The 22363-nt window shown below is 74.1% G+C and carries 20 protein-coding genes; 6 read left to right on the forward strand and 14 right to left on the reverse strand.

Annotated elements, in window-relative coordinates:
- Positions 1–212 precede the first annotated feature (212 nt).
- Complete coding sequence (locus tag V6U88_RS17880) at positions 213–641, forward strand: DUF2267 domain-containing protein (RefSeq protein ID WP_334454406.1); 429 nt, start codon at positions 213–215, stop codon at positions 639–641.
- A 47-nt stretch (positions 642–688) separates the two neighbouring features.
- Here V6U88_RS17880 and V6U88_RS17885 read toward each other — a convergent pair whose 3' ends face one another.
- Positions 689–1438: a DUF72 domain-containing protein gene (locus tag V6U88_RS17885; protein ID WP_334454408.1), complete on the reverse strand. Its 750-nt coding sequence runs from the start codon at positions 1436–1438 to the stop codon at positions 689–691.
- Positions 1439–1447: 9 nt separating this feature from the next.
- The gene (locus V6U88_RS17890) at positions 1448–2230 is read right to left on the reverse strand and encodes a PIG-L deacetylase family protein (RefSeq protein WP_334454409.1); all 783 of its coding nucleotides are present in this window, start codon (positions 2228–2230) and stop codon (positions 1448–1450) included.
- Positions 2231–2417: 187 nt separating this feature from the next.
- Between V6U88_RS17890 and V6U88_RS17895 the strand changes: the two genes are divergently transcribed.
- Positions 2418–2696 (forward strand): hypothetical protein, encoded by a 279-nt coding sequence (locus tag V6U88_RS17895; protein WP_334454411.1) that lies wholly within the window; start codon positions 2418–2420, stop codon positions 2694–2696.
- Positions 2697–2704: 8 nt separating this feature from the next.
- The gene (locus tag V6U88_RS17900; RefSeq protein ID WP_442934651.1) at positions 2705–3988 is read left to right on the forward strand and encodes a cupin domain-containing protein; all 1284 of its coding nucleotides are present in this window, start codon (positions 2705–2707) and stop codon (positions 3986–3988) included.
- Between the two features lie 87 nt (positions 3989–4075).
- Here the strand turns inward: V6U88_RS17900 and V6U88_RS17905 are convergent, their stop codons facing one another.
- The 5 genes from V6U88_RS17905 to V6U88_RS17925 all read right to left on the reverse strand — a co-directional run bounded on the left by V6U88_RS17905 (position 4076) and on the right by V6U88_RS17925 (position 9201).
- Positions 4076–4741 (reverse strand): hypothetical protein, encoded by a 666-nt coding sequence (locus tag V6U88_RS17905; RefSeq protein ID WP_334454412.1) that lies wholly within the window; start codon positions 4739–4741, stop codon positions 4076–4078.
- The gene (locus tag V6U88_RS17910; protein WP_442934653.1) at positions 4738–7380 is read right to left on the reverse strand and encodes an FtsK/SpoIIIE domain-containing protein; all 2643 of its coding nucleotides are present in this window, start codon (positions 7378–7380) and stop codon (positions 4738–4740) included. Before V6U88_RS17910 ends, V6U88_RS17905 begins: the two co-directional genes overlap by 4 nt.
- Positions 7381–7414: 34 nt before the next feature.
- Positions 7415–8332 (reverse strand): hypothetical protein, encoded by a 918-nt coding sequence (locus V6U88_RS17915; protein WP_334454416.1) that lies wholly within the window; start codon positions 8330–8332, stop codon positions 7415–7417.
- Positions 8333–8342: 10 nt separating this feature from the next.
- The gene (locus V6U88_RS17920) at positions 8343–8603 is read right to left on the reverse strand and encodes a hypothetical protein (RefSeq protein WP_334454418.1); all 261 of its coding nucleotides are present in this window, start codon (positions 8601–8603) and stop codon (positions 8343–8345) included.
- A gap of 202 nt (positions 8604–8805) precedes the next feature.
- Complete coding sequence (locus tag V6U88_RS17925; protein WP_334454420.1) at positions 8806–9201, reverse strand: hypothetical protein; 396 nt, start codon at positions 9199–9201, stop codon at positions 8806–8808.
- 125 nt (positions 9202–9326) lie between these two features.
- Here V6U88_RS17925 and V6U88_RS17930 point away from each other — a divergent pair, with 125 nt between their 5' ends.
- The 3 genes from V6U88_RS17930 to V6U88_RS17940 are packed head-to-tail and all read left to right on the forward strand — an operon-like array spanning position 9327 to position 12408.
- The gene (locus V6U88_RS17930) at positions 9327–11879 is read left to right on the forward strand and encodes an ATP-dependent Clp protease ATP-binding subunit (protein WP_334454421.1); all 2553 of its coding nucleotides are present in this window, start codon (positions 9327–9329) and stop codon (positions 11877–11879) included.
- A 14-nt stretch (positions 11880–11893) separates the two neighbouring features.
- Positions 11894–12058: a hypothetical protein gene (locus tag V6U88_RS17935; RefSeq protein ID WP_334454423.1), complete on the forward strand. Its 165-nt coding sequence runs from the start codon at positions 11894–11896 to the stop codon at positions 12056–12058.
- A complete protein-coding gene (locus tag V6U88_RS17940) occupies positions 12058–12408 on the forward strand; it encodes a DUF3140 domain-containing protein (RefSeq protein WP_334454425.1) in 351 nt (116 codons plus the stop codon). Before V6U88_RS17935 ends, V6U88_RS17940 begins: the two co-directional genes overlap by 1 nt.
- Before the next feature lie 56 nt (positions 12409–12464).
- On the opposite strand, the gene V6U88_RS17945 is transcribed toward V6U88_RS17940, so the two are convergent.
- The 7 genes from V6U88_RS17945 to V6U88_RS17975 all read right to left on the reverse strand — a co-directional run bounded on the left by V6U88_RS17945 (position 12465) and on the right by V6U88_RS17975 (position 22332).
- Positions 12465–12704 (reverse strand): hypothetical protein, encoded by a 240-nt coding sequence (locus V6U88_RS17945; RefSeq protein WP_334454427.1) that lies wholly within the window; start codon positions 12702–12704, stop codon positions 12465–12467.
- 67 nt (positions 12705–12771) lie between these two features.
- Complete coding sequence (locus V6U88_RS17950) at positions 12772–16329, reverse strand: ThuA domain-containing protein (protein ID WP_334454429.1); 3558 nt, start codon at positions 16327–16329, stop codon at positions 12772–12774.
- Positions 16330–16616: 287 nt separating this feature from the next.
- Positions 16617–17486, reverse strand: coding sequence for a sugar phosphate isomerase/epimerase family protein (locus V6U88_RS17955; protein WP_334454431.1), 870 nt, complete (start codon positions 17484–17486; stop codon positions 16617–16619).
- Between the two features lie 71 nt (positions 17487–17557).
- Positions 17558–18748 carry an ABC transporter substrate-binding protein gene (locus tag V6U88_RS17960; RefSeq protein WP_334454433.1) on the reverse strand — a complete coding sequence of 397 codons (1191 nt, stop codon included), beginning with the start codon at positions 18746–18748 and terminating at the stop codon, positions 17558–17560.
- A gap of 34 nt (positions 18749–18782) precedes the next feature.
- Positions 18783–19787 (reverse strand): ABC transporter permease, encoded by a 1005-nt coding sequence (locus V6U88_RS17965; protein WP_334454434.1) that lies wholly within the window; start codon positions 19785–19787, stop codon positions 18783–18785.
- On the reverse strand, positions 19787–20794 hold the full coding sequence (locus tag V6U88_RS17970) for an ABC transporter permease (protein WP_334454435.1): 1008 nt from the start codon (positions 20792–20794) through the stop codon (positions 19787–19789). The genes V6U88_RS17965 and V6U88_RS17970 overlap by 1 nt, the downstream gene beginning before the upstream one ends.
- Positions 20791–22332 (reverse strand): sugar ABC transporter ATP-binding protein, encoded by a 1542-nt coding sequence (locus V6U88_RS17975; protein WP_334454436.1) that lies wholly within the window; start codon positions 22330–22332, stop codon positions 20791–20793. Before V6U88_RS17975 ends, V6U88_RS17970 begins: the two co-directional genes overlap by 4 nt.
- Positions 22333–22363: the final 31 nt, after the last annotated feature.

Consider the following 22363-nt stretch of genomic DNA (forward strand, 5'->3'; position numbering starts at 1 on the left):
GCGAGGCCGACAGCGACGGAGGTGGCCCATGGCGGTTCGGGTCGTGACGGACAGACGACGTGGCGGCGTGCTGCACGTGGTCGGAACGGCCGACGGCAACGCCCGCGAGCGACCCGGTCGGTTCAGGCCGACCCGGCTGTGGCGGGGGCCGAGCGGGCCGCCGCCCCGCACCGACAACCGACGATGGGAAGACGACGCACGGGGGTGGACAAATGGCTGAGCAGCTGAAGTCGGCGTTCGAGTCCTCTTTGGAGAAGACGAACCTGATGCTCAAGGACATCGAGCAGGCGTACGGTTGGCCGAAGGAGCAACGCAACCAGTCCTATTGCGCGCTGCGCACCGTTCTGCACCTGCTGCGCGACCGGATGCCGGTGCAGGAGAGCGTGGAGTTCGCCGCGCAGTTGCCGGTGCTGGTCCGCGGGATCTACTTCGACGGCTGGAAGCCGACGGACGTGCCGATCAAGCTCAATCGGGAAGACTTTCTTCTCGAGGTGCGGCGGCACTTTCCGTACGACGTCGAGGGCGGCACGGAGCGCGTGGTGCAGGTGGTGCTGGACGCCCTGAGCCGGCACGTGACCCAGGGCCAGTGGGACGACGTCAAGGACACCATGCCCAGTGACCTGCAACGGATGATGCCGTGAGCGGATGACCCTCGGCCCGTCCCGCCCGTCCGGTGGGGCGGGCCGCCTCACTGCGTTCGGCTGACCGTCCGGCCCGCCCGTCGGGCCAGCCTCGCGAAGGCCATCGCGTCCACCACGGCCGCCCCGCCCGGGTCGTTGTTGAAGTAGACGTAGGCCGGCTCGGCGTCGTCGAAGGCCTCGCCCAGGCGGCGTACCCAGGAGGCGAGCGCCGCCCGGCCGTAGCGCGGCCAGGGCTGGGCGCGGCCCTCGTGCAGCCGCAGGTAGCCGAAGTCGGTGGTGCGCCACAGCGGGGTCACCGGCCGGCCGTGCCGGTCCGCCCAGACCAGCGCGGCCCGCCGCCGCTGGAGCACCTCCCGAACCTCCGTGGTCCACCAGGACGGGTGCCGGGGCTCCACGGCCACCCGCACCTCGTCAGGGAAGAGCCGCAGGGTGGCGTCCAGCGCCGCCGGGTCCGCGGGCAGGTTCGGCGGGAGCTGCACCAGCACCGGCCCGAGCCGGTCGCCGAGCGCGGTGGCCCGGCCCAGGAACCGGGCGACCGGCTCGGCCGGGTCGCGCAGCCGCTTGATGTGGGTCAGGTAGCGGCTCATCTTCACCGCCACGCAGAAATCCTCCGGGGTGCGCGCCCGCCAGGCGGCGAAGGTCTCCCGCTCGGGCAGCCGGTAGAAGGCGTTGTTCACCTCGACGGTGGCGAACCGGGTGACGAAGTGCTCCAACCAGAGCCGCTGCGGCAGCTTCGGCGGGTAGAAGCGGTCCCGCCAGTCGCGGTACTGCCAGCCGGACGTACCGATCAGGATCATCGCGACCGCCTAGTGCAGGCCCAGCGGGAAGACCTCGAAGGCGGCGCCGTAGCGGACGCCGAGCCGGGTGCCCGCCGGACGGCTGATGCCCTCCAGGAACTCCTCCGGATCGAAGCCGCCGTCGCCGAGGCCCCGCAGGTACGCGTCGTGCGCCCGCAGCGAGGCCAGCCCGGCGTCGAAGGTCGCGGTGACGTCGACCCCGTGCCGGGACAGCGGTGAGGCGGCCGCCCACACCTCCCGTACCCCGTTCCACGGCGTCACCGCGCCGGTCAGCTGCTCCGGGAAGATCCACCGGTTGCCGGCGTCGCGGGCCGCGTCGAGCACCGCCCGCCCGGTCGCGATGTGGTCGGCCTGGTTGAGCGCGTACGCCCCGTCCCAGGTGTCCCGGAAGTTGTTGGTGATCACCACGTCCGGGCGGTGCCGCCGGATCACCTCGGCGATCGCCCGGCGCAGCGGCACACCGTACTCCAACAGGCCGTCGGGCCGGCCGAGGAACTCCACCGTGGTCACCCCGACCACGGCGGCCGAGGCGCGCTGTTCCTCCTCGCGGACCACCCGGGCCCGCTCGGGGTTCATCCCGTCGATGCCGGCCTCGCCGCTGGTGACCAGGCAGTAGACGACCTCCCTGCCCTGCCCGGTCCACCGGGCGACGGCGGCGGCCGCGCCGAACTCCAGGTCGTCGGGGTGGGCCACCACGGCCAGGGCGCGCTGCCAGTTCTCGGCCAACGGCGTCAGCGGTGCGGGCTGCGGCTGCCCCATGGTGACCTCCTGCCGGACGGGCTGTCCTCCCATCCTGGCACCGCCGTCGCTGCCGCGCCGATTTGGCGGCGCTCCGCTGAGCTCCGGCGGGGCCGGGCGAACTGTCCCTCTCGCCGGGTCCCGGCGTCTACGGTGTGGTTAGAGAAGATCGCGCGTGGGGTACCACCCGCTGCACGACGGACCCCGACCTACCGCGGGGCGGCACACCCGAGGGAGACCCATGGCACTCAACGACGACGACATGCAGACCACCAGCGGCGGCGGCCTCGAGGGCCCGGCCGACGGTGGCGCGACTCCCGGTCACCAGGACGGCGGCGCCGACGGCGGCGCGGACCGTGGTGCCGACCAGGGCGCCGACCGGGGTGCCGAGGGTCCGGCCGACGGTGGCGCGACCCCCGGTCAGCAGGACGGTGGCGCCGACGGTGGTGCCGAGGGTCCGGCCGACGGCGGCGCGACCCCGGGCCAGCAGGACGGTGGCGCCGACGGCAGCGCCGGCTGACCGGCGTCGTGACGATCATCGACCCGCCGGGCGGCCCTGACGCAGCGCGTCAGGGCCGCCCGGCGGATCCGTCCGCCGCGCACGCCCTGGCGCGCTGCGTCAGCGTCGAGCCGGCGAAGTTCGCCGCCGCCCACTGGGGCCGCGCACCGCTGCTCTCCCGCGCCGACGAACTGCCCAACCCCGACGGGTTCACCGACCTGCTCAGTCCCGCCGACGCCGACGAGCTGCTCAGCCGGCGGGGCCTGCGTACCCCGTTCCTGCGGGTGGCCAAGGACGGCCAGCTCGTGCCGGCGGCCCGCTACACCGGCGGCGGCGGTGCCGGCGCCGAGATCACCGACCAGGTCCTCGACGAGAAGGTGCTGGAGCTGTACGCCTCCGGCGCCACGCTGGTGTTGCAGGGCCTGCACCGCACCTGGCCGGCCCTGGTCGACTTCGCCCGCGACCTCGGCACCGCGCTGGCGCAGCCGTTGCAGGTCAACGCCTACCTGACCCCGGCCGGCAGCCAGGGCTTCGCCACCCACTACGACACCCACGACGTCTTCGTGCTCCAGGTCGACGGCCGCAAGCACTGGCGCATCCACCCGCCGGTGCTGCCCGACCCGCTGGAGAAGCAGCCCTGGGGCGGACGGGCCGACGAGGTCGCCGCCACCGCCGACGGCCCCGCCGCGCTGGACGTGGTGCTCGCCCCGGGCGACGCGCTCTACCTGCCGCGCGGCTGGCTGCACAGCGCGCAGGCGCAGGAGTCCGCCTCGCTGCACCTGACCGTCGGCATCCGCGCGCTGACCCGGTACGCCCTGGTCGAGGAGCTGCTCGCGCTGGCCGCCGAGGACCCCCGGCTGCGTGCCGGGCTGCCCTTCGGCACCGACGTCGCCGACCCCGACGCCATCGAACCGGAGCTGACCGAGACCGTCGAGGCGCTGCGGGACTGGCTGCTGCGCGCCGACCCGGCGGCGGTCGCCGCCCGGCTGCGCGGGCGCGCCTGGCCCGCCGCCCGGCCGGCCCCGATCCGGCCCCTCGCGCAGGCCGCCGCGCTCGCCTCGCTCGACGCCGACAGCCGGATCGCCCCGCGGGCCGGACTGCGCTGGCAGCTCACCACCACCGCCGAGCACCAGGTGGCGCTACGGCTGCCCGACCGGACGATCACCCTGCCCGGCACCTGCGAACCGGCGCTGCGCACCCTGCTCACCGGCACTGTCACCCGGGTGGGCGACCTGCCCGGCCTGGACGACGACGCCGACCGGCTGGTGCTGGCGCGCCGGCTGCTGCGCGAGGCCGTCGCCGTCCCCGCCTGACCCGACCCGTCCCGCCGCCGACCTGTCCCGTGCGCCGGGGAGGTCGGGCCGGTTGCCCGGTGCGCCGGCCGGTGCTGACGGCCGCGCTCAGCGGGTCAGCACCAGCAGCGCCACCGTGGTCGCCACCCCGGCGGCCAGCACGATCGCCATCGGCCGGGGGCCCAGCAGGGCGTGCCGCCGGTCCGCCAGCCGCTTCGCCGGCGCCAGCCCGGCCAGCGGGCCGAGCAGCGTCACCACCAGGGCCAGCACCGGCATCCCCACCGCCAGGTCACCGCCGTAGCGGTGGCCCAGCGCGCGGGCGCCCGCCCCGAGCAGGTACGCCACCAGCGCGCCCACCACCCCGCAGAGCGCCAACAGGGGGTTCACCGACGCGGGCAGCTCACCCGGCTGCCCCGCCCGGTCCAGCAGCTCCCGCACCCCGCGCAGGGCGGCCACCGGGTCCCCGGTCGCGTCCCGGACCGGTCCCGGCGCCGGGCCGAGCCGCCGCCCGCCCAGCCCCAGCCGGCCCCGCAGCTCGGCCCAGAGGTGCCCGACCTCGGCGTCGACCCGTTCCACCATGGACCGCGCCTGCGCCACCTCCGCCTCGGCCCGGCGCAGCTGGGCGGTCGCCTCGGCCACCGCCCGCTCGGCGGCGGCGCACTGCTGCTCGTGCCAGGCCTGCGCCTCGGCGCGCTGGGCCCGGACCCGGCCGGTCAGCTCGGCGAGCCGGCGGACGTGGGCGGCGTACGTGTCACTGGCGACCGGTTCGTTCATCGGGAGGGACCATAAGGGATGATCACCTGTCCGGTGCGGTGCATCGCCCGGTCGAAGAAGAGCCCACGCCACGGGCGGGGGTACCAGTCGGGGCCGCCGGTGCCGGGGTAGAGCGAGGAGCCCAGCTCCGCGCCCTGCACGTCGAGGGCCACCCAGGCCCCGATCTGGTCGGTGCGGGCGGCCGGCCCGCCGAGGTCCACCCGCATCCGGGCGATTCCGCGCCACCAGGCCAGCACGTGGGTACGCCGCTCCGGCCCGTCGTGCAGGATCCGGCGCAGCTGCTCCAGCCCGCTGCGCCCGCCGGCGGGCGCCGCCAGCCGCCCGGCCGCCGCGTCCACCGCGAACAGCAGCAGGTAGTGCGGGGTGCTCGGGGTGCCCGGCCGGCCCAACGCCTCGGCCGTCTCGGCCATCAGCTCCGGCACCGTCTCCTCGTCGTACCAGGCCGCGTCGTCGGCCAGGTCCTCGTAGAGGGCGCGGGCGGCCGGGTCGGCGTCCGGGTCGAGGCAGGCGATGGAGAACCGGGCGGTGCCCGGCCGGTGCTGGCGGGCCAGCGACCGGGCCGCCGCGTCGAGCACCGCGCAGGCCTCGTCCACCCGGGTGCCCAGCACCGCCAGGTTGCGTCCCGGGGCGCGGGGCAGCCGCAGTGCCGCCGAGCGGGCCTGCACGTCGATGATCTCGCCGAGCAGGGCGACCGGGCCCCGGGGCGGCGGGGTGTCGCCCTGCGGGGTCAGCGCGCGGTAGTCCGGCGCGTCGGCCAGCCGGGGGACGGCGTCGCCGTCGAAGAGCCGGGCCGGGGCGGCGTCCGGCGGCCGCATCCGCCAGAGCCGGTGCTGCAGCTCGCTCCAGGTCTCCCAGTCGCTGGCCGACGGGATCCGGGCCACCTGGTTGCCCTCGGTCATCCCGGACTCGGCGTTGACCACCGCGTGGTGGCGGGGCAGCGCCTGCGCCGCGTCGTTCCGCTCGGCCAGGATGCGCAGCGCCTTGGGCAGCGCGATCCGCAGGGTGAACTGCGCGACCAGTGCGGGGCGTCCCCACAGCGCCTCGATGCCCCGCACGTCCTGCGAGGCGAGCACCAGATGGATGCCCTGCGACCGGCCCCGCCGGGCCAGGTCCTCCAGCAGGTCGGCGGCCTCCCGGGCGACCACGTCCCGGCCGGCCAGCAGCGCCTGGAACTCGTCGACCACCGCCACGATCCGCGGCCAGTGCCCGGTCGGGTCCACCGCCCGCAGCTCGGCCAGCTTGGTGACCTCGTGCTTCTTGGCGGCGTCGGCCCGCCGGCGCAGCTCCTCGGCGAGGAACCGCAGCAGCGCCAGGCCGAACTCGCGGTCGGTGTTGACGTTGATCCCGACCAGCCGCATGTGCGGCAGCCAGCTCGGGTCGCGCCGGCCCTGCGCGAACCGGGCGAAGGACACCCCCTCCTTGAAGTCGAGCAGGTAGAACTCCAGCTCGGCGGGGGAGTAGCGGGCGGCGAGCGCGCCGATCCAGGCGAAGATCAGGTTGGTCTTGCCGGTGCCGGAGGGGCCGCCGATCAGCGCGTGCGGCGGGTAGTCGCCGAGGGTGAGCAGCACCGGCCGCCCGTGCGGGCCCTCGCCGATCGGGGCGGTCAGCCCGTGCGCCGAGTCCTCCTTCCACATCTGCTCGGGCGGGGGGAGCAGGTCGGTGAAGGGTGTCGGCGGTGGGCCGGCGTTGACCCGGGAGGCGATCTCCCGGCAGGTCTCGGTGACCAGTGTGGCGGGCGGCGGCGGGTCGAGGCGTACCGGCAGGCCGGCCGGGACGCCGACACGGGCGTCGCCCGGCTCGGCGACGATCCGGGTGACCGTCGGGTCCTCCGGCAGCGGGATGCCGCGCACCACCAGGTGCACACCGCACGCCGCGCCGGTGCGCACCACCCGGTCTAGCTGGCCGCGTTCGTGCCGGGACAGCTCGTCCCCGCCGAGCAGCACCGCCACCCGCCACGGCTCCGGCCGGCGCCCGGTCGCCGCGGCCAGTTCGCGCAGCGAGGCGTACTCGCCGGCCAGCACCGTCTCGTTGATCCGGCGGATCTGCTCCACCAGGTCGTCGAGCAGCCGGCTCAGCCCGCCCGGGCCGACGAAGGTGAGCAGCCCGGCGGTGCCCAGCGGGGCGAAGCCGGCCAGCCCGCCGCCCAGGTGCTCCGGGTCGTAGCCATACAACCGCACGCTGCCCGGGTCGGCCCGGCCGACGCCGCGCAGCAGCAGCGCGGCCACCACCGCGTCCGCGCCCTCGCGGTCGCCGCCGGACAGCTGCACGTGCCCGGCGTCCAGCAGCGGGACCAGCGCCGGGACCGGCTCGGCGCCGGCGATGCGCAGCGCGCCGACGCGTACCGGACCGACCGGCTCGCCGCGGCCGGCCGGCGCCGCCCGCCAGGCCGTCCACGAGGCGGACGCCGCGCCGGGCGCCTCCCGCAGCGCGGCGGCGGCGGCCCGGCGGGCCAGCTCGGCGATCCGTGCCGCGTGCCGGTCGTCGATCTCGGCCAGCCGGCGGTCGCGTTCCGCGCCGACGCGCTGCGGCACCGCCGCCGCGGCCCGCCGCACCCGCACCAGCCGCTCCCGCGCGGCGGTGAACTCCGTCTCGGCGTCGGCCAACCGGGTACGCGTCGCGCCGAGGGCCTCGGAGAGCATCCCCCGTACCCGCGTCACCAGGTGGTTGCGCAGGTCAGCCACGACGTCCACCGTCGGGCCGGCGCTGGGCGACCGGTGCCGCGGCGGCCGGCGCCCGACCGGGATCCGGCTCGTCGCGGGGCAGGTCCCGACCGAGGCGGGCCAGCAGCACCCCGGTCACCACACCCGCGGTGACCGCCGGATCGGCGGCGTGCGGCTGTTCGCCCGAGCGGGGCGGGGGCATCCGGCAGACCCGGGTGAGCAGGGTGTCCAGCACCGGCGGCGGCAGCCCGGGCAGCAGGTCGCGGACCCGGCCGTCCAGCTCGCGGCGCAGCCGGCCCAGGTCGTCGGCGCGGGGCGGGTGCCCGAGCAGTTCCCCGGCCAGGTCGCGCAGCAGCGGCGGGGCCACCGCGGCCAACCCGAGGCCGACGTCGGCGTGCGCGGTGCGCAGCTCCCGGTGCAGCCGGTCCCGGTCGCCGGAGCGGACCCCGGTGACCACCCGGCGCAGCAGCTCGCGGGAGTCGGCGATCCGCTCGTCCGGCTCGTCCGGCGGGCCCTCCCGGCCCCCGGTCAGCTCCGCCACCCGCACCGACCACCACCGCTTGACGGTCGGGTCGGCCTGCGGCTGCGGCGCCGGGCCGGCCGGCGGTACGGCGTCCGCGCGGGGCGCGTCGTGCTTCGGCTCGCGGCGGGCCGGCGCCGCCGGCGGTGCGCCGTCGGGAGCCAGCCCGATCGCGGCCAGGTACGCCGACAGCTGCTCCTGCGCCACCCGCAGCGCGTGCCCCGCGGCCTCGGCGTGCTCGGTGGCCGCGGAGAGCTCCGGCACCCCCATCGGGTTGGCCGACTCCTGCCGGACCCAGCGCAGCCGCTCGGTGGCCTGGCCGAACTTCTCCAGCGCCTGAGTCAGCGGCGCCAGCGGCAGTTCCTCGGCGGCGGCGCGCACCTGCGCCCCGACATCCTCGATGATCGACACGGCCGCCGGCTCAGAGCGTCGAGACGTAGAGCTGCGCCTGCTCCACCGCGACGAGGGTCGCGGCGAGACACTCCTCCAGCTCCTGGCCGGCCTGCGTCAGTGAGGCCTGCGCGTTCTCCACCGTCTCGTGGCCGCTGCCCTCCAGCGCCCCGGCCAGGGTCTGCTGCGCCTCGGAGAGCTTCTCGCCGGCCGCCTGCACGGCTGTCTGCCCGTCACCGATCTGTTGGAGGGCGACCTCGATGGCTGCCTTCAGCTCGGCGACGCTCGCCACGGTGACCTCCTGGGGGCGGGGAGACGTCCATTACAACGTATACCCGTCGGGGAGAGAACATCCGCCCTGTCGGTGTTCCCGCCCCGGTGTCCGGTTACCCCCGTGACGTGCGCAGACAGCGTCCGCCGGCGGTCCGTCCGGTCCCGTCCGGGGGTGCCCGGGTCCCACCGACGGGACCGGCGGCGCGGACCGGACCGGCTGGTCAGGCGGTCGGGTGGGTGTGCTCGCGCAGCCAGCGGGGGCCGTGCAGCTCGGCGCCGAGGGCCGCCACCCGGTCGCGCAGCTCCCGGTCGGCGGTCACCACCAGCCGACGCCGCTGCGGCGCGTCGCGCACCAGCGCCACGATGGCGTCGTCGCCGGAACCGGGCGCCGGCACCGTGTGCACCCCGGTCACCCCGGGCACCTCCCGGGCCGCGCCCTCCACCACCAGCACCACCTCCACCGGCGGCGGCAGCTCGGGCGGCAGCCCCCGGTCGGCCAGCGGCGCGAGGGCGTCGCGCAGCCGGGCGGCGGCGCCGGCCCGGTCCCGCCACCACCCGTCGGGTCGGGAACCGACCACGTTGGCACCGTCGACGATCAGCAGCGGGCGGGAGTCCATGCCCCCCAGCCTGCCACCCGGTGGCGTTTGTCGCGCCGGTCGTCGGGTAGCCACCGGCGACCGTGCCGCGCCCTGGCGGTGTCGCTCCCGGCGACCGTGCCGCGCCCCGATTGCGGAGGACAGAGATGATGGGACCCGGTGACTTCGGCTCCGACCCCTGGGACGAGTTCCTGGCCCGATACTTCGGGCGGGGTGAGGGTGGACGCCGACCGGCCCACCGGGTCGACATCACCCGGCTGATGACCGCCGACGCCCGGGAGATGCTGGCCGACGCGGCCCGGCGGGCCGCCCAGAAGCACAGCAACGACCTCGACACCGACCACCTGCTCTGGGCCGCGCTGCAACGCGAGCAGCTGCGGGACCTGGTGCGCCGGGCCGGCGCCGACCCGGACGCGCTGGTCAACGCGCTCGGCGGGCGCGGCGACGGCGCGCCGAGGGGGGAGGTGCCGACGAACCTGTCGCTCACCCCCGCCGCCAAGCGGGCGCTGCTCGACGCCCACCAGCTGTCCCGGGCGATGGGGGCGAACTACATCGGCCCCGAGCACATCCTGATGGCGTTGCCGCTCAACCCGGAGTCGCCGGCCGGCCGGATGCTCGCCGCCGGCCGGATCCAGCCGGAGTCGTTGCAGGCGGCCAGCGCCGAGCGCGGCCCGGGTGGCGGCCCCCGGCCCGACCGGGGCACCCCGACGCTCGACCAGTACGGCCAGGACCTCACCGAGCTGGCCCGGATGGACCAGATCGACCCGGTGATCGGGCGGGCCGACGAGATCGAGCAGGCCGTGGAGATCCTGTCCCGGCGTACCAAGAACAACCCGGTGCTGATCGGTGAGGCCGGCGTCGGCAAGACGGCCATCGTGGAGGGACTGGCCGAGCGGATCTGCGACGGTGACGTGCCGCAGACCCTGCTCGGCAAGCGGGTGGTGCAGCTCGACCTGGCCGGCCTGGTCGCCGGCACCCGCTACCGGGGCGACTTCGAGGAACGGCTGAAGAAGGTCATCGAGGAGATCCGGGCCCACCGCGACGAGCTGATCATCTTCCTGGACGAGATCCACACGCTGGTCGGCGCGGGCGGCGCCGGCAGCGAGGGCGGCATGGACGCGTCCAACATGCTCAAGCCGGCGCTGGCCCGCGGCGAGCTGCGGGTGATCGGCGCGACCACGCTGGACGAGTACCGCAAGAGCATCGAGAAGGACGCCGCGCTGGCCCGCCGCTTCCAGCCGGTCCTGGTGCCCGAGCCGAGCGTCGAGGACACCGTCACCATCCTGCGCGGCCTGCGCGACCGGTACGAGGCGCACCACCAGGTCCGCTTCACCGACGAGGCGCTGGTCGCCGCCGCCGAACTCTCCGACCGGTACGTCACCGACCGCTTCCTGCCGGACAAGGCGATCGACCTGATCGACCAGGCCGGCGCGCGGGTGCGGCTGCGCACCCGCACTCCCGACGCCGACGTGCGGGAGCTGGAGCAGCAGCTCGACGAGGTGCGCCGCAACAAGGAGCAGGCGGTCGCCGACGAGCAGTACGAGCGGGCCTCCGCGCTGCGCGACCGGCTCGCCGAGGTCGAGGAGCAGATCCGCCGCGCCCGGGGCGACGAGGGCGTCACCCGTGTCCCCTCGGTCGGCCCGCAGGAGATCGCCGAGGTGGTCTCCCGGGCCACCGGCATTCCGGTCAGTCAGCTCACCGAGGAGGAGCGCGACCGGCTGCTGCGGCTGGAGGGACACCTGCACGAGCGGGTCGTCGGCCAGGAAGACGCGGTCACCGCGGTGGCCGAGGCGGTGCGCCGCTCGCGGACCGGGCTGGCCGACCCGAACCGGCCGATGGGCAGCTTCCTCTTCCTCGGCCCGACCGGCGTCGGCAAGACGGAACTGGCCCGGGCGCTGGCCGAGGCGCTCTTCGGCGAGGCCGACCGGATGGTGCGGGTCGACATGAGCGAGTTCCAGGAGCGGCACACCGTCGCCCGGCTGGTCGGGGCCCCTCCCGGCTACGTCGGGTACGAGGAGGCCGGCCAGCTCACCGAGGCGGTGCGCCGCCGCCCGTACGCGGTGGTGCTGCTCGACGAGATCGAGAAGGCCCACCCGGACGTGTTCAACATCCTGCTCCAGGTGCTCGACGACGGCCGGCTCACCGACAGCCAGGGCCGGACGGTGAACTTCAAGAACACCGTACTGATCATGACGAGCAACCTGGGCTCGGAGCTGATCACCGGCACCACCCGCGCGGTGGGCTTCGGCGCCGGTGAGCCCGGTGGCACCCAGGAGAGCGACGAGCTGCGCGAGCGGCTGATGCGCCGGCTCCAGGAGAACTTCCGCCCGGAGTTCCTCAACCGGATCGACGAGACCATCATCTTCCGCCGGCTGGAGGCCCAGCAGCTGCGGCAGATCACCGAGCTGCTGCTGGAGGAGACCCGTCGTCGGCTGCACGCCCAGGACGTCCAGGTGGAGTTCACCACCGCGGGCGTGGACTGGCTCGCCGAGCACGGCTACCAGCCGGAGTTCGGGGCCCGGCCGCTGCGCCGGGTGATCCAGCGGGAGGTGGACAACCGGCTGTCCCGGATGCTGCTGGAGCACCAGATCGGGCCGGGGCAGAAGGTCACCGTCGACGCGCGCGACGGTCAGCTCGCCATCGACGTGAGCGCGGGGGAGCGCGGTTACACCGCCGCCTCGACGTCCCATCCGCGATGACCCGGAGGGCGGACATGACCGAACCGGAGGAGAGCGACGAGGAGACCCACCGCACCGAACCGATCCACGCGCCGCCGACGGCGAACCCCGCGCGGGTGCGGGTGCCGCCGGAGGGCCTGAAGCAGCAGACCGACGACGGGGACCCGGCGCCGTCCGGGCCACCGGAAGAGGAGGCGTGATGGTACGTGAGCAGCGAATCGACCCCGAGGTCGAGGTGATCTGGGAGGACTTCCACGCCGAGGTGAACGTGCCCTCCGAACAGCTGCGGCAGTGGCTGTTGACCCGGGGCTCGGGGGAGGAGTCGTTCGGCCCGAACCCGGACCTGGACCTGCCCCAGCCGGGCCGGCACATCCTGCGGGTGCTCAGCAAGCGCAAGGTGGACCTGACCCCGGAGGACATCGAGGTGATGCGGGACGCCATCGACCGGATCCGCTCCCTGATGGACGCCAAGCCGCGCCGCGGCAACGCCGACGACGAGTGGCGCCACTCGCTGCTGGACCTGGGGCACGACGTCCTGGTCGAACGGTGACGCCACGGGCGGCGGCACCCCGGAGGACGCTCCCGGGTGCCGCCGCCGTCGTGGGTCTACGGCTCGGTGCCGAGGCTGGGCAGCTGCAGTCCGGCGGCCCTGGCGGCGGCCTGCCGGTCGGCCCGGGTCTGCTCCTCCAGGGTGAGCAGGGTCGCGTACTCGGTGATGTCGGCCGGTTCGGGCACCTCCGGCAGCCGGCGCAGGAAGCTCTCCAGGTCGCGGGAGGCGGCGGTGTGCGCGGCGGCCGCCTGCCGGAGGATCTCCCGGTCGTCGGCGGCGGGGTAGAGGTCGGTCATGTCCGCCAGATACCCGGCCGGCGACGGTTCGCACCGCCACCGGCCGGGCATTACCGGCCGCCGGTCCTCAGCTGACCGGGGTCAGCCGCCACCGCTGGTTCGCGGCGCCGCCACATCCCCACTGGATCAGCAGTGCGCCGTCGGCGGTGGAGTTGCCGTTCACGTCGAGGCAGAGCCCGCTGTGCCGCGCCTTGACCTCGTACACGCCGCTGGTGGCCGTCGCCACGGCCTGCCACTGCTGGCTGGTCGCGGTGCCGCAGGTCTGCTGCACCAGCTGGGCGCCGGCGGCCGTGGAGCCGCCGGCCACCGCCAGGCACTTGCCGCTGTGCGCGGCCCGCAGCGTGACGGCGCCGCCGCCGGCGTCCACCGCCTGCCACTTCTGGTTGTCACCGCCGGTCGCCGGCCACTGCAACACCCGCGCGCCGTCGGCGGTGGAGACGCCCTCCACGTCGGCGAGCTTGCCGCTGTGCTGCGCCGTCAGCGTGTACGTCTTCCCCGCGATCCCGGTCGGGGCGGTGCCCACCCCGGCCCCGCCGAAGGTCATCGAGTCCAGGTCGAAGGAGTTGTTCTGGCCGGATCGGAAGACCAGGTAGAGCTTGTGCGTGCCGGCCAGCGCCGCCACGTTCACCGCCGGCTGCTGCTGGTAGCTGTCCCAGCCGCCGGTGTTCGGCACCGCCTGGGTGGCGAGCAGCTGTCCGGTCGGCGAGTCCGCCCGCAGTTCCACGCTGCCGCCCCCGTACGGCGAGGAGACCCGGAGGCTGAGCGTACTGATCCCCTGCACGCTCATCGGGTCGAACATGATCCAGTCGCCGTTGCTGATGTCGCCGATGCGCTTGCCGCTCTCCGCGCCGGACTGCTCGATCACCCGAATCCCGGACTGGCCGGTGAAGAACTCGGCCTGCTTGTGCTTGGGTTGCAGGACCGCCTTGCCGTAGCCGGTGAGCGCGGCCACGCCGTTGGCGCCCTTGTCCTGGTAGCGGGCGTTGAGCACGTAGTACAGGTTGGCCCCGTCGGGGTGGCCGCCGAGCAGTTCGGTGTTGATCGTTCCGGTGCAGCCGGCGTAGTCGGTGGTGCCGTGCTCGTGGTCGTCGTGGCCGAGCGCCGGGTTGAGCAGGACCTTGGTGCAGTCGATCGTGCCGTCCTCCGGGTCGGTCACGGTCACCGTGTAGGCGACCTGCTGGCCGAATTCGAGCATCCCCCCGTTGGGTGGAGCGGTGATGGTCACGGTGGGGGCGGTGTTGCCCACGGTGATCGGAACGTTGGCGAAGGAGCTGCGGCCGGTGTTGTCCCGGACCGTCAGCTTGGCGGTGACGTTGCCGTTGGCGGTGTAGGTGTGCGACGGGTTCGCCGTCGTCGAGTCGGTGCTGCCGTTGCCGTCGAAGTCCCAGGCGTAGCTGATCGTGTTGCCGGGATCGGGGTCGGCGGAGCCGGCGCTGGAGAACTGCACGGTCAGCGGGGCTTTGCCGTTGGTCGGCGTCCCGCTGGCCTTGGCCACCGGCGCCCGTCCGCCCCGCACGTAGTCGATGCGGTAGAGACCGGAGTCGTTGTTGCCGCCGCCGAAGTTGGAGCCCCACTCCAGAAGGTAGAGCGAGCCGTCGGGACCGAAGCGCAGGTCCATGGGCTTGACGAAGTTACCGGCGGGCAGGAATGGGTTGATCTTCACCAGCCCGCCGGCGTCGTCGAAGTGGATCTCCTTGAGGTAGTTGCGGGACCACTCGTAGAAGAAGTGCACCCGGTCGTAGTAGGCGGGGAACTTCGTCGGCGACGGGTTGGCCGCGTCGTACCGGTAGATCGGGCCGCCCATCGGCGCCGATCCGCCGGAGCCCAGCTCCGGGAACTGCGCCGAGGCGCCGTAGCCGTACCAGATCTGCGGCTGCACCAGCGGGGGCAGGGTGGTCAGGCCGGTGTTGTTGGGGGAGTTGTTCACCGGTTTGGCGCAGTCGAACTTCGCCCCGACCAGGCCGGTGTCCGGGTTGTACGGCGCGTACGGCTGGTTGTTGCCGTGGCAGAACGGCCAGCCGAAGTTGCCGGCCTGCTTGATGACGTTCAGCTCGACCAGGCCCTCCGGGCCCCGATCAGTGGTGGGCCCGCCGCGGTCGGGCCCGTAGTCGGCGAGGTTGACCCAGCCGTTGACCGGGTCGACGGAGAACCGGAACGGGTTGCGGAAGCCCATCGCGTAGATCTCCGGCCGGGTCTTCGCGGTGCCCGGGGCGAAGAGGTTGCCCGCCGGCACGGTGTACGTCCCGTTCGACTCCGGGTGGATGCGCAGCAGCTTGCCGCGCAGGTCGTTGGTGTTGCCGGCGGAGCGGGCCGCGTCCAGGAAGCTCTTGCCCGGCCGCCAGTCCAGCGGCGCGTACCCCTGCCAGGCCGGGTCGTAGTTGGGCGGGCTGTCGTCGCCGGTGGACAGGTAGAGGTTGCCGCCCGGGCCGAAGGCCAGGTAGCCGCCGGTGTGGCCGGGCTCCGGGTGGGTCCGTGACCGGTACGCCGGCACCTCGAGCAGCACCTTCTCGCTGGCCAGGTCGAGGGTGTCCCCGGTGACGGTGAACCGGGACAGCCGGTTGACGTCGCTCGTGCTGGCCTGCGGCGAGTGGTAGAGGTAGATCCACTTGTTGGTGCCGAAGGCAGGATCCAGGGCCATGCCGACCAGCCCGTCCTCGCCGCCGGTGTAGACCGGCAGGGTGGCCGCGGTGACGGTGGTGCCGCCGGAAGGCTTGAAGACCTTCACCTGGCCGCCGCGCTGGACGTAGAAGACCCGGCCGTCGGCGGCCACGTCGACCGCCATCGGGTCGACGGTGTTCTGGTCCAGCGACACCTTCTCGAAGTTGCCCCAGACGGTGCCGCCGCAGTCCCCGGCGGCGACCCCGGCGGCCCACTGCACCCCGCCGAGGACGTGCTGGCGGAAGAACGGCTCGGCGTAGGAGCCCTTGGCGTGGCCCATCGCGGTGGTCCACACCCGGGCCGCACCCACCTCGCGGCACCAGGAGATCGGATGGTCCGGGCCCATCGCCCGGCTGCCCGGGTTGTACGTCCGCTCGTCGGCGGTGACCAGCACGTGGACGTCGCCGCGCGGGTTGGCGTCGAAGTTGTACCACTCCTCGCTGCGCTGCCACCGGTCGGGCAGTCCGCTGGTGGAGGGGTGCGCCCTGTCGGCGACGTGCGCGGTGCCCGGCAGCACGCCGGGGGAGTGCTCGGGCATGTGCGCTCCGGCGTTCACCAGGTCGTCCCACCAGGGGAAGGCGCTCTCCACGCCCATGTCGGTGGCGTTGTGGATGGCGGCGATGCCGCCCCCGCCGGCCACGTAGTCCTGCAGGGCCTGCCGCTGGGCGTCGTTGTCCCACACCATGCCGGAGGTCTGGAACATCACCACCACGTCGAAGGTCGCCAGGTTGGCCGGGGTGAAGACGGTGGAGTTCTCGGAGTGCACCACGGTGAACCCGTGCTGCGCGGCGAGCTCGTTGAACATGGCGACGCCGTCGGGGATGGAGTCGTGCCGGTAACCGGCCGTCTCGCTGAACAGCAGCGCTCGGAACGGGGCCGCGGCGGCCGTGGCCGGGCCGGCCGGCGCGACGAACAGGGACAGCAGCAGTGCGTACAGGGCGCCCAGGATGAGGTGTCGACGGCGCATGCCGTCTCCTTTCGGGGATCACGGTGCCGGGTGCCGCCCGGGCGATCGCCGGGCGGGAGGGCTGCGACGCGCCGCCGAATGGGGTCACCCCCGCGCTCGCCGGTGCCGTCGGCCGCGCCGGCCGCCGTCACCTCCTGCTCTACGGTCACCGTGCGCCTCGAATCGACATCGGTCAACGCGTGTTTCAGCAATTGTGAAATCGCCGTAAAGATGGTCCTAAATGCCGATTGGGCGTGATCGGCCGACCGCCGGGGCCGCGCCCCGGCGGTTCTCGACCGCCCGGTCGGTCAGCCGGCCGTGGGTGCCGTCGGGCGGCCGAGCAGTGCCCGCAGGAACGCCAGGCCGGCGGTCGCCAGCTGGTCCTGGGTCGGCGCCAGCGGACGCCAGATCGCCGCCGCCCTGGCGATCGTGCGGTTCTCCGCGGTGAACGACTCGATGCAGAGCGGCCCGGCGTAGCCCACCTCGTGCAGGGCGGCCACGATGCCGGTCCAGTCGAGGTGGTCGTTGCCGGGCGCGCCCCGGTCGTTGGCGCAGACCTGGACGTGGGCCAACCGGTCGCCGGCGGTGCGGATCGCGGTCGGGATGTCCCGCTCCTCGATGTTCATGTGGAAGGTGTCCAGCGCGATGCCGGCCCCGGGGATGCCGTCGACCACCTCCAGGGTCTGTTCGGCGGTGTTGAGCAGGCTGGTCTCGAACCGGTTCAGCGGCTCCACCGCGAGCGTGACGCCCAGTCCGGCGGCCTGCTCCGCCAACGGTCGCAGCCGGTCGCGCAGCCGGCCGACGGTCGCCGCCCGCTCCTCGGCGTCGAGCAGCCAGGTCGAGCCGACCGGCGCGTAGATCGGGCCGGCGACCACCCGGGAACCGACCCGGGCCGCCGCCCGGACGCAGTACCGCAGGTAGTCGCCGGTACGGGCCACCACCTCCGGGTCGTCGCCGACCAGGTCGCGGCCGGGCGGCATGACCGCGCAGACCGTGGCGGTCAGCCCCAGTCCGTCGAGGAGGGCGGCCGTGGTGTCCGGATCCCAGTCACCCGGGTTCTCGATGGGCAGCTCGATCGTGTCGAAGCCCCAGCCGCGGATCCGCGGGGCCAGCTCGGCCAGCCGGGCGTCGGTCAGCGGGGAGACCCAGATCCAGGTGTTGGCGCCGAGGCGATGCACGCCGCGCTCCTCACAGCTCGTCGGTGCGTACCCCGGGCGGGACCGGCCCGGGCCGGTCCCGCCCGGGCGGGCTACTGGTTGCCGCCCCAGTTCTGCGGGAAGCCGGGCATCTTCTCGCAGCCGCAGAGCGCGTAGTGCAGCGGCGGTAGCTGCGGCAGCACGTACTGCCCGAGGTTGTCCTGGGTGATGGTCGGCTGGGGGAGCACCCACTCCTTCGGCACCTGCTTGCCGGCCAGGATGTCCAGCGCCGCCAGGATCGGGGTACGCCACTGGTAGGTCGGGTAGGTCGGGGCGACCGCGGTCAGCTTCTTCTCCTGCCACAGCCGCAGGAAGTCCTGCTGGTCCTCGCCGCTGATCACCGGCGCCGGCTGGCCGGCGTCCTCGAACGCCTCGACCGCCGCGACCGAGGTGGCCCCGGCGTCCATCCAGACGCCGTCGATGCTGCCGTAGCGCTCCAGGTAGTCGTTGACGATGGTCTTCACCTTGGCCGCGTCGCCGTCGGTGAACTCGACCCCGACCACGTTCACGTCCGCCTTGTCGAAGACCACCTTCGCGGCCGACCAGCGGGTCTCCAGCACGTCCACGCCGGGCAGGATGCGCAGGGCGAGGATCCGGCCGTTCTTCTTGACCTTGCCGGTCAGGAACTCCGCGGCGGTGGCCCCGAAGGCGTACCCGCCGATCGGGTGGATGAAGGTGACGGGGCAGTCGGTGTTGACGCCGCGGTCGAAGACGATCACCGGCAGGCCGGCCTGGCACGCCTTCTCGACCGCGGGGGTGAGCGCCGCGGTGGTGTTCGGCGAGACGATCAGCGCGCTGCACTTGCGGCTCGCCAGCAGGCCGTCGATGTCGCTGATCTGCTTGTCGTCCTTGCCCTCGGCGTCCACGGCGGTCAGGGCGGCGATCTCGGGGTGCAGCTTCGCCTCGGCCTGCATGGTGGTCCAGCCGACCACCCGCCACGGGTTGTTCACTCCGGCGTTGGAGAAGCAGATGGTGTGCCGGCCGGACTTCTTGAACTTCGCGGTGTCGACGAGCTGCGGGTTGATGGCCTGCAACCAGGGCTGGTCGGCCGGCCCGGTCGGGGTGCCGGCCCGCTGGGCGATCTGCTCGTCGTAGTCGGCCTGGACGAAGAACGACGACTGCTGCCCGGTGCCGCTGCCGGCCGGGCCGTCATCGTCCTCGGGTGCGGTCGAGGTGCAACCGGCGGCGACGACGAGGACGGCGACGCCACCGACGGCGAGCAGTGTCCGTAGTGGAGGTCTCATGGGCTTCTCCTCACGACGGTTCTCGGGCGCGGCTTCAGCCGGACCGGCGCAGCCGGTGTGCGGCGTACGCGGCCGCGCCGATGATGATCAGGCCCTGCACCGCGTCGCGCAGCGACTTGGCCAGGCCCAACAGGTTGAGCAGGGTGAACACGGATTGCAGGGTGAGCGCGCCGGCGAGGGCGGTGCCGACGCTGCCGCGACCCCCGCCCAGCACCGCGCCGCCGAGCACGACGGCGGCGATCGCCTGGAACTCGTAACCCACGCCGGCCTCGGCCGTGACCCCGGTGAAGCCGCCGAGCAGGATTCCCGCGACCACGGCGGCGAGACCGGAGATGACGAACGCGACCGTCCGCACCCGAGGGACGTCCACCCCGGAGAGGGCGGCGGCGCGCGGATTGCCGCCGGCGGCGTAGACCTGGTGGCCGAAGCGGCTGTGCGACAGCAGCAGCCACAGCCCGACGCCCACGGCGAGGAGGATCAGCACCGCGTACGGCAGCTGGCCCAGCCCGGGCAGGTTTATGCCGAAGCGGCCGAACTGCCGGAAGTTGTCGGCCAGCGAGCCGCGCGGGGCACCGCCCGACCAGAGGAAGACCGCGCCGTTGAGCACCAGCAGCATGCCCAACGTGGCGATGAAGGACGGCACCCGCAGCCGGGTGGTGACCAGGCCGTTGACCAGGCCGACCCCGGCGCCCGCGGCGAGCAGCAGCGGGATCAGCCACCAGGTGGCGGCCGAGTCGCCGTCGGAGAGCCGGGCGGCGACCACCACCACGGCGGTGACCAGCGCGCCGACCGAGAGGTCGAACTCGCCGGCGATGATGACGAAGACCTGGCCGGCGGCGAGCACCGCCAGCGGCGCACAGCGGCGCAGGAAGGCCAGGAACGGGCCCGGTTCGACGAACGTCGGGTTGCGCCAGGCGATCAGCACGATCACCACGGCGAGTACCAGCCAGATCGGCGGGACCGCGCGCAGCAGGCGCCGGGCCCGTGCGCCGGCGCGCTCCGCGGCGGGCCCGGTCGGCGGGGCCACGGTGGCGGTCATCAGAAGCTCCCCTCGCTGCGCCGGCTGCGCGCCGCGTAGAGCGCCACCGCGCCGACGATGATCACGCCCCGGATCAGGGTCTTGAGGAAGGCGTTCACCTCGAACTCGTTGAAGACCTGGTCGATGACGGCGAGGATCAGCACCCCGGCGAGGGTGCCGGCCACGCCGCCCCGTCCGCCGGCCAGCGCGGTCCCGCCGACCACGGCGGCGGCGATCGATTCCAGGTCGTACCCGCCGTCCGGGCCGACCCAGGGCGCGCCGGAGCGCAGCCGGCTGACCAGGAACAGCCCGGTCAGCACGGCGGTGAGGCTGCACAGCACGTGCGCGGTGACGACCACCCGGTCGGTACGGACGCCGGACAGCCGGGCCGCCTCGGCGCTGCCGCCCACGGCGTAGAGGTGGTAGCCGAAGCGGGTGCGGCGCAGCAGGTACCAGGCGAGCGCGACCACCGCCAGCAGCAGGAGCACCGCGACCGGCACCGGCCCGAGCGCCTGGTAGCCCAGCCCCTGGAACTGCCGGGGCACCGCGCCGGTGAAGTTGGTGAAGAGCGCGTTGAGGATGCCGCTCATCACCAGCGAGGTGCCCAGGGTGGCGATGAACGCGTTGACCCGCAGGCCGGTGACGACCAGTCCGTTGACCAGCCCCACCACGACGCCCAGCACCAGGGTGACCGCGACGCCGAGCGCCATCCGGTCCGGGTCGCCCTGCATCACGAAGGACGCGCCGACCGCGGTGACGCTGACCATGTACGCCACCGACAGGTCCAGCGAGCCGCCGATCAGCACGATCGTCTGGCCGACCGCGACCAGCCCCAGCGCGACCGAACGGACCGCCATGTTCTGCAGGTTCTCCACCGTCATGAACTGGCCGCCGTTGAGCTCCACCAGCAGCCAGGCCACCGCGAAGACGCCGCCGAAGACCAGCCAGACCGGCGCGCTGGAGGCCGCGGCGGTGTCGAGGGGAAGACCGGGCCGGGCCGGTCGTCGGGCCGTCGTCGAGGCGGTCACGCGGCACCACCCTCCCCGGTCGCGCCCACCGGGGCGGCGCTGCGGTCCGGTTCACCGGTGGCCAGCAGCATGATCTCCGCCTCGCTCGCGCCGGCCGGCAGTTCACCGGCGACGGTGCCCTCGCGCAGCACCACGATCCGGTCGGCCATCCCGATCACCTCGGGCAGTTCGGAGGAGATCATCAGGATCGCGGTGCCGGCGTCGGCCAGTTCGCGCATCAGCTCGTGGATGCTGGCCTTCGCGCCCACGTCGACGCCCCGGGTCGGCTCGTCGAAGATCAGCACCCGGGCGCCGGTGGCGAGCCACCGGGCGAGCACCACCTTCTGCTGGTTGCCGCCGGACAGGTAGCGGACCTCCCGGGCGGTGGAGCCGCGCAGTCCCACCCGGTCGAGCAGGTCGCCCAGCCCGGCCCGGCGCACCGCCCCGCGGCCCAAAGCCCGCACGGCGAGCAGGCTGTTGTCGCGTACCGACAGTTGCAGCACCAGCCCCTCGGCCTTGCGGTCCTCGGTGAGCAGGCCGATGCCGCTGCGGATGGCGTGCCGGACCGAGCGCAGCCGGTGTACCCGCCCGTCCAGCTCGACGCTGCCGCTGGTCATCCGGGTCGCGCCAAAGAGCAGGCGGGCCAGTTCGGTACGGCCCGACCCGGCGAGTCCGGCCAGTCCCACGATCTCGCCGGCGCGCAGGTCGAGGTCGATGTCGTGCAGCGGGCCGGCGCCGGCTCCGCGCAGGGCGAGCCGGACCGGTCCGATCCGTCCGGGCGCGGCCCGGGGCGGGTAGTAGTGGTCCAGCTCCCGTCCGACCATCAGGTGCACCAGCGTCCGGGTGTCCACCTCGGCGGTGCGTACGGTGGCCACCCGTCGGCCGTCCTTGAGCACGGTGATCCGGTCGGTGAGGTCGAAGATCTCCTTGAGTCGGTGGGAGATGTAGAGGACCGTCAACCCGTCGGCGCGAAGCCGGCGGATCCGGTCGAACAGGGTGTCCACCTCGTGCGGGGAGAGCGCCGCGGTCGGCTCGTCGAGCACCAGCAGCCGCGGTGTGTAGGAGAGCGCCCGGGCGATCTCCACCAGCTGCTGCTGCGCCACCGGCAGCCGGCCGACCACTGCCCGCGGCGAGATGAGGTCGTCGGCGCGCAGCGTGGCCAGCAGTCGGGTGGCGGCCCGGTCCATGGCCGCCCGGTCCACGGCGAGCCGGCGGCGGGGCTCGCGGCCGAGGAAGATGTTCTCCGCCACCGTCCGGTCGGGCAGCAGGTTGAGTTCCTGGTGCACGATGCTCACCCCGGCGGCCAGGGCCTGGCGGGGGTGGTGGAACCGGACCGGCGTGCCGTCCAGTTCGATCCGCCCGGCGTCCGGTTGGTGCACCCCGACGAGGATCTTCATCAGGGTCGACTTCCCGGCGCCGTTCTCGCCCATCACGGCGTGGATCTCGCCGGGGAGGCACTCCAGTCGCACGTCGTCCAAGACCGGTACGCCGAAGAAGCTCTTGCTGATGCCGTACATGCCGAGCAGGGCCGACCCTCGTGCTCCGTTGTCATCCGTCATCCGCGTCACCTCAAAGGGATCGACGACCGTG

This window comes from Micromonospora sp. CPCC 205739, from assembly GCF_036906795.1.
Taxonomy (GTDB): Bacteria; Actinomycetota; Actinomycetes; order Mycobacteriales; family Micromonosporaceae; genus Micromonospora.